The sequence below is a fragment of the Mesorhizobium sp. M7A.F.Ca.AU.002.02.1.1 genome (assembly GCF_003998535.1).
Classification (GTDB): Bacteria; Pseudomonadota; Alphaproteobacteria; order Rhizobiales; family Rhizobiaceae; genus Mesorhizobium; species Mesorhizobium ciceri.
Genome location: NZ_RZPB01000405.1, coordinates 1 through 5,635 on the forward strand (window position 1 = coordinate 1; position 5,635 = coordinate 5,635).

General features: G+C 62.3%; 7 protein-coding genes and 1 tRNA gene. 2 read left to right on the forward strand and 6 right to left on the reverse strand.

All coding sequences use genetic code 11. The annotated features are described in order from the left end of the window. Positions 1–442 precede the first annotated feature (442 nt). The 6 genes from EN879_RS22415 to EN879_RS22440 form a co-directional block, all read right to left on the reverse strand. A complete protein-coding gene (locus EN879_RS22415; protein WP_013529261.1) occupies positions 443–1,300 on the reverse strand; it encodes a glutathione S-transferase family protein in 858 nt (285 codons plus the stop codon). Positions 1,301–1,322: 22 nt separating this feature from the next. Next, positions 1,323–1,904, reverse strand: a complete 582-nt coding sequence (locus tag EN879_RS22420) for a VOC family protein (protein WP_013529260.1) — start codon at positions 1,902–1,904, stop codon at positions 1,323–1,325. Positions 1,905–2,178: 274 nt separating this feature from the next. Continuing rightward, positions 2,179–2,355 carry a Flp family type IVb pilin gene (locus EN879_RS22425; protein WP_063169152.1) on the reverse strand — a complete coding sequence of 59 codons (177 nt, stop codon included), beginning with the start codon at positions 2,353–2,355 and terminating at the stop codon, positions 2,179–2,181. Between the two features lie 248 nt (positions 2,356–2,603). Continuing rightward, positions 2,604–2,678 (reverse strand) — tRNA-Glu (locus EN879_RS22430). A 90-nt stretch (positions 2,679–2,768) separates the two neighbouring features. After that, entirely contained in the window at positions 2,769–3,176 is a 408-nt protein-coding gene (locus EN879_RS22435; protein ID WP_063169153.1) for a VOC family protein, read from the reverse strand. Between the two features lie 48 nt (positions 3,177–3,224). Continuing rightward, complete coding sequence (locus EN879_RS22440; RefSeq protein ID WP_013529257.1) at positions 3,225–3,608, reverse strand: fimbrial protein; 384 nt, start codon at positions 3,606–3,608, stop codon at positions 3,225–3,227. Positions 3,609–3,635: 27 nt separating this feature from the next. Here EN879_RS22440 and EN879_RS22445 point away from each other — a divergent pair, with 27 nt between their 5' ends. Next, positions 3,636–4,676 carry an RluA family pseudouridine synthase gene (locus EN879_RS22445; protein WP_013529256.1) on the forward strand — a complete coding sequence of 347 codons (1,041 nt, stop codon included), beginning with the start codon at positions 3,636–3,638 and terminating at the stop codon, positions 4,674–4,676. A gap of 201 nt (positions 4,677–4,877) precedes the next feature. Then, a partial coding sequence (gene rpoH / locus EN879_RS22450; RefSeq protein ID WP_127274250.1) for an RNA polymerase sigma factor RpoH occupies positions 4,878–5,635 on the forward strand: 758 nt, incomplete at its 3' end.

Genomic DNA, 5,635 nt, shown 5'->3' on the forward strand with positions numbered 1-5,635 from the left:
CTTGACGCATGAACAGCGCCCGCCAGCACCACGCCCGCAACCGCAATCCGTCTCGCAACGCTTTTCATCGCCAGCCCTCACGCCTGACCACGGTCCATCTGGGACGCTCAATGGATGGTAGGGCCAACGTCGGCAATGGCAATATCTCTCGGCAAACTTGACGCCGAAAAAGCGACACCTGACTGGGCTTGCGCGGTCTGATCGCTGCTCGATCGCGCCTGGCGATAAAGCAATGCCGGTTAAGTGTGAAACGGTTTTCCCGGAAAAGCGCATAACGCTTTTCCCTTGGGAATTGCGTCGAACAAAGCGTGCGAAAAGCAAAAGGCCGGCATTGCGCCGACCTTTCCTATCGCTGCGACGTTCTGCGCCAGTACATCCGTGGTCGCGGGCCGAAAGCGAATTGCCTGCAGTAGACAGGGCTTTGGTTAACGAACCCTTAAGCTCAGGCCTTGGCCTGGGACTTCACATGGGCGATATAACCGCGCACGTCGCCGGCCGGCTCGCTATAGGCCTTGCCGAGCTTCTTCTCAATCGCCGCCACATAGTCCTTCGCCCATTTGGGCAAGGCATAGTCGATGACGGCCAGAAATTCGAGCGTCGCCGCCAGCCGGATATCGGCGATCGACGGATGCTTGCCGCCGATGAACGGCTTGCCGTCCCTGAAGAACGAGTGGAAGACCTCCAGCGGCTCGGCAATCGCCGCCATCGCCGCCTTCTGGGCTTCGGACTTCTTGTCGGGATGGGCGTCGCTGTGGCCGACCTCGCCGGCATAGTGCGGGAAGCCGAGCGCCGGATAGGTGGCGCGCGCCACATAGGGGTAGAGCGTGCCGATCAGGTAGAACATCGCACTGTCGACCATCGCCCGCTTGGCCGGCGCCTTCGGATAGAATTTCTCCAACCCGTGCTTGTTGGCGAGATACTGCATGATAGCGCAGCTTTCCCACAGCACGCCTCTGGGCAGGCCCTTGTCCTCGATCATCGGTGTCAAATGGGCGGGATTTCGCGCCATGAACTCCGGCGAACGGGTGTGGCCCCAGGCATCGGTCTCGGCGTGGTCGAAACCCGCCGCGCGCGCAAACACCCGCACGGTCATGTTGTTGACGCTGGGCTTCAGCATGCTGAGCTTCAGCGCCGGCTTCTTGGCCGGCTTGGCCTTGGCCCTGGGCGCGGCTTTTGCCGTCGCCTTCACCGCAGGCTTGGCGGCCGCCTTGGCTTTTGGCGTTGCCGCAGCTTTCGCCGCCGGCTTGGCGGCAGCTTTGGCCGCGGATTTCCCGGCAGTCTTCGTCGCTGTCTTGGCCATCTTGTTCCTCCCTCTGGTCTGTTCAGTATGGGTTCTTCGGCGCCCGATCGTCCGACAGAGTGGCACGGGAACGCTCTACGAGCGTCTGGATCGCATCGGCGAGATGCACTTCGGCGATGTTGTAGTCGCCGCGCCCGACCCGCAGCCTGTGCGCTTCCATCAGCACATCCGCATGGGTGAAGCCCGCCGGCGGTTCGAAGCGGTAGGACGCCAACTCGATCAGCAGGCCGAGCGGATCCTCGAAATAGATCGAATCCATGAAACCGCGATCCTTGACGCCGCTGTGCTTGATGCCGCGCTCGTCAAGCCGGGAGACCGCCTGCAGAAAGGTGACGCGCGACACCGAAAAGGCGATGTGGTGAACACAGCCCGGATCGGTAGGCGTGCGCCGCTTCTCCGGCGTCCGGCTCTCGTCGGTGAAGATAGTGATCAGCCGGCCGTCGCCGGGATCGAAATAGAGGTGGCTTTCCCTCGGCTTGTCGAGATTGGGCTGTTCGAAGATGAACGGCATGCCGAGCACGCCTTCCCAGAAATCGATAGAGGTCTGGCGCCCGGCGCCGACCAGCGTGATGTGATGGACGCCCTGCGATTGCAGCTTCTGCATTGGCCTTCCTCCCCCATGGATCAACTGGCCCTAAGGACAGCGCGGCGTTCTGCGCGCCGCTGGAGCCGTACCCCAGGATCCATGACGTGATGCTAATGCAAACAGCTCCGCGGCGCCAGAAGCGACGAACGCGGTGACGCAACGGATAAAGCCGACCGATGGAAAGTGCGCCGTCCGCACTTCCGATGCCCGGCATCGGAAGCACGTACGCGCTGCGCTTTGGAGGCTGAGATCGGCGAATCCGGCCGATAGCCGACCGAATTGATGTACCGACTTACGAGCCGCTGCTGTTGACCGTAGTGCCGACGGTCGTGAAGATCCCGTTGAGCGAATTGCCAACCGCCCCGGCGCCGGTGATGATCGCGAGCGCGATGAGAGCTGCGATCAAGCCATACTCGATCGCGGTCGCGCCAGACTCGTCCCAAGCGAAACGATAAGCTATTTTCTGCATTTCAACCTCCTACAGCTACTAAAGCGAAAACTAATATTCGCCGTGAGTTGCGGGGACGTTAAGGTTCCGGTTTCGCGTCCGTTAACATTTGCCAGACGAATGAAATAAAGGCCGGGTTGGTTGGTGCCACTGGGAGTTTTTAAGGCTGCGGCTACCTGTGCAGAGCGGGTTTCCCGGACGCCACAGTATCGAGGCTCCGCGACTTCAGAAACGAAATCGACGGCATCCTGCAAATTTGTCGAAAAACTTGGTACGCCCAAGGGGAATCGAACCCCTGTTCCCGCCGTGAGAGGGCGGTGTCCTGACCGCTAGACGATGGGCGCGTTCAAGAACCGGCGATATAGGCTGAGCGCTGGGAAAAAGCAACTGGGGTTAGGCCGCTTTCCCCGGTCGAGGAAAAGCCGGCCGTCAGCCTATCGTTTCGGTTCGATCAGATCCCAGAGATTGCCATGCAGATCGGCGAAAACCGCCACCGTGCCGTAGGGCTCGAAGCGCGGTGCTTCGCGGAATTCGACGCCCTTCTCCAGCATCGCCGCGTGGTCGCGGGCAAAGTCGTCGGTTTCCAGGAACAGGAAGACACGCCCGCCGGTCTGATCGCCGATACTTTTGCTTTGCGCCTCGTCGGAAGCCTCGGCCAGCAGCAGCCTGGCGCCCTGCCCGTTGGCCGGCGCCACTGTGACCCAGCGCTTGCCGCCGCCGAGATCGACATTTTCGACGAGCAGGAAACCCAGCCTCTCGACATACCAGGCAATCGCCTCGTCATAATTGGCGACGACCAGGGCGACCGTGGCGACGCGACGATGTTCGGCGAACCCGCTCATCCCCGAGGCTTGCTCATGGGCCTGCTGCCGTTCATCGTTGCGGCTCGGTCACTTGTTGCGGATCGCAAAGCGGCCGATCAGGCGTCGCTCAGTGATGTCGTAGACGAAGATCGTGCGGCTGCCGTCGGCAAGCTCGGCGTCGATCGAGACACGGTTGCCGGACAGCGACTGGCTGACCACCTTGGCCCCGACCGGCAGCACGATGTCGCCGCTGACCGGTTCGCCGGCGGGTGTCTGGATATCCCCGGCCAGCGGCGGGTTCGCCGGCGGTGCATTGCGCGCTTTGTAGACAAGGGCGCCGATCACCACCATAAGGGCGAGGAACAGCAGGCCGAGATTGATCCCGACGAAGCGGACGAGTTTCCTGCGCACCTTTTCGACCTCGGGGTCGAGCGGCTTATCCTGGTCTTCTTCGGCGATCGGGCTGGCCATGGCAAACAGTTCCGGAACGGTTTTTCAATGAGCGCTCATAACGAAGAGGCCCCTGAATTGATAGAGGCGGTACCGACCGTGCTGGTGGCGGATGCGGACGCGGCCGGTCAGCGCCTCGACCAGTGGCTGGCGGCAAGGCTTGGTCCGGACATGTCACGCAGCCGCGTGCAGATGCTGATCAGGCAGGGCGCGGTCTCGGTCGACGGCAAGCTGATCGATGAGACCAAGCGCAAGATGGCGCCGGGCGAAAGCGTGTCGGTTACCATGCCGGAGCCGGAGCCGGCGGAGCCGCAGGGCGAGAACATCGCACTCGATGTGCTTTATGAGGACGACGAGCTGATTGTCATCAACAAGCCGGCCGGGCTTGTCGTGCACCCCGGAGCGGGCAACTGGACCGGTACGCTGGTCAACGCGCTGATCCATCATTGCGGCGACAGCCTTTCCGGAATTGGCGGCGTGCGGCGGCCAGGCATCGTTCACCGCCTCGACAAGGAGACCAGCGGCGTCATGGTGGTCGCCAAGACTGACCGCGCCCACAAGTCACTCTCCGAGGCTTTCGCCGATCACGGCCTCACCGGCGATCTCGAACGTGCCTATCTGGCGCTGGTCTGGGGCATACCGCAGAGGCCGACCGGAAGGGTCGACGCGCCTCTCGGCCGCGCCGCCGACCGCGTGCGCCGTGCCGTGGTGCCGGAAGGACGCGACGACGCCCGCCATGCGGTCACCCACTTTGCCGTGCAGGAGCGCTTCGGCGAGAGCCAACAGGAGTTCGCCACCGCCAGCATGGTCGAATGCCGGCTGGAGACCGGCCGCACCCACCAGATCCGTGTCCACATGGCGCATATCGGTCATCCGGTGATCGGCGACCCCGATTATGGCCAGGCCTTCCGCACCAAGGCCAACCGGCTGCCGGAACCGCTGAAAAGCCAGGTCAAGGCATTTCCCCGGCAAGCTTTGCATGCCTGGCTCCTTGCATTTCGCCACCCCACTACCCATCTAACGATGAGGTTCGAGGCGCCGTTACCGAGGGACATGGAGGAACTCGTCGGCGGCTTCCGCAAACTCTGAACCCGTCACCGACAAGCCATCAAAAAACCTGACTGACATTGTTCACTTCACCGTGACACACTGTTTCGTGTTGAACAAATGCCTGTCTTTTCTGGTTTTGTTCCTGTATAAGATCCGATGTCGCGGGCGAGCCTTTTGGTGCTCGCGTCACATGCCCGCCGCGTTTCGGGGGCATCACTCCAATAGAGAGGGGGCGCTATCATGGCCCAGTCATTACCCAGTATCGTTTCCGGCGAAGGCGGCCTCAGCCGCTACCTGGAAGAAATCCGCCGCTTTCCCATGCTGCAGCCGCAGGAAGAGTACATGCTCGCCAAGCGTTATGCCGAGCATGAAGACACCTCCGCTGCGCACAAGCTCGTCACCAGCCACCTCAGGCTCGTCGCCAAGATCGCCATGGGCTATCGCGGCTATGGCCTGCCGATCGGCGAAGTGATCTCGGAAGGCAATGTCGGCCTGATGCAGGCCGTCAAGAAATTCGAACCCGAGCGCGGCTTCCGCCTCGCGACCTATGCCATGTGGTGGATCAAGGCCTCGATCCAGGAGTACATCCTGCGCTCGTGGAGCCTGGTCAAGATGGGCACGACCGCCAACCAGAAGCGCCTGTTCTTCAACCTGCGCAAGGTGAAGGGCAAGATCCAGGCGCTCGACGACGGCGACTTGAAGCCCGATCAGATCGCCGAGATCGCCACCAGGCTGAACGTTTCCGAAGCCGAAGTGGTGTCGATGAACCGCCGCCTGTCGGGCGATGCCTCGCTCAATGCCCCGATCCGGGCGAGCGAAGGTGAGTCCGGCGAGTGGCAGGACTGGCTGGTCGACGACCACGAAAGCCAGGAAGAGATGCTGATCGAGCAGGACGAGCTGGAAAACCGGCGCGGCATGCTGTCGGGCGCTCTTGCCGTGCTCAACGAGCGCGAGCGGCGCATCTTCGAGGCCCGTCGCCTCGCCGAGGAGCCGCTGAC

Excerpts from the sequence above, each read along its gene's own strand:
- EN879_RS22425 (WP_063169152.1), bottom strand. The coding sequence starts at position 2,355 with ATGCAGAAAATAGCTTATCGTTTCGCTTGGGACGAGTCTGGCGCGACC.
- EN879_RS22415 (WP_013529261.1), bottom strand. The coding sequence starts at position 1,300 with ATGGCCAAGACAGCGACGAAGACTGCCGGGAAATCCGCGGCCAAAGCT.
- EN879_RS22440 (WP_013529257.1), bottom strand. The coding sequence starts at position 3,608 with ATGGCCAGCCCGATCGCCGAAGAAGACCAGGATAAGCCGCTCGACCCC.
- EN879_RS22420 (WP_013529260.1), bottom strand. The coding sequence starts at position 1,904 with ATGCAGAAGCTGCAATCGCAGGGCGTCCATCACATCACGCTGGTCGGC.
- EN879_RS22435 (WP_063169153.1), bottom strand. The coding sequence starts at position 3,176 with ATGAGCGGGTTCGCCGAACATCGTCGCGTCGCCACGGTCGCCCTGGTC.
- EN879_RS22445 (WP_013529256.1), top strand. The coding sequence starts at position 3,636 with ATGAGCGCTCATAACGAAGAGGCCCCTGAATTGATAGAGGCGGTACCG.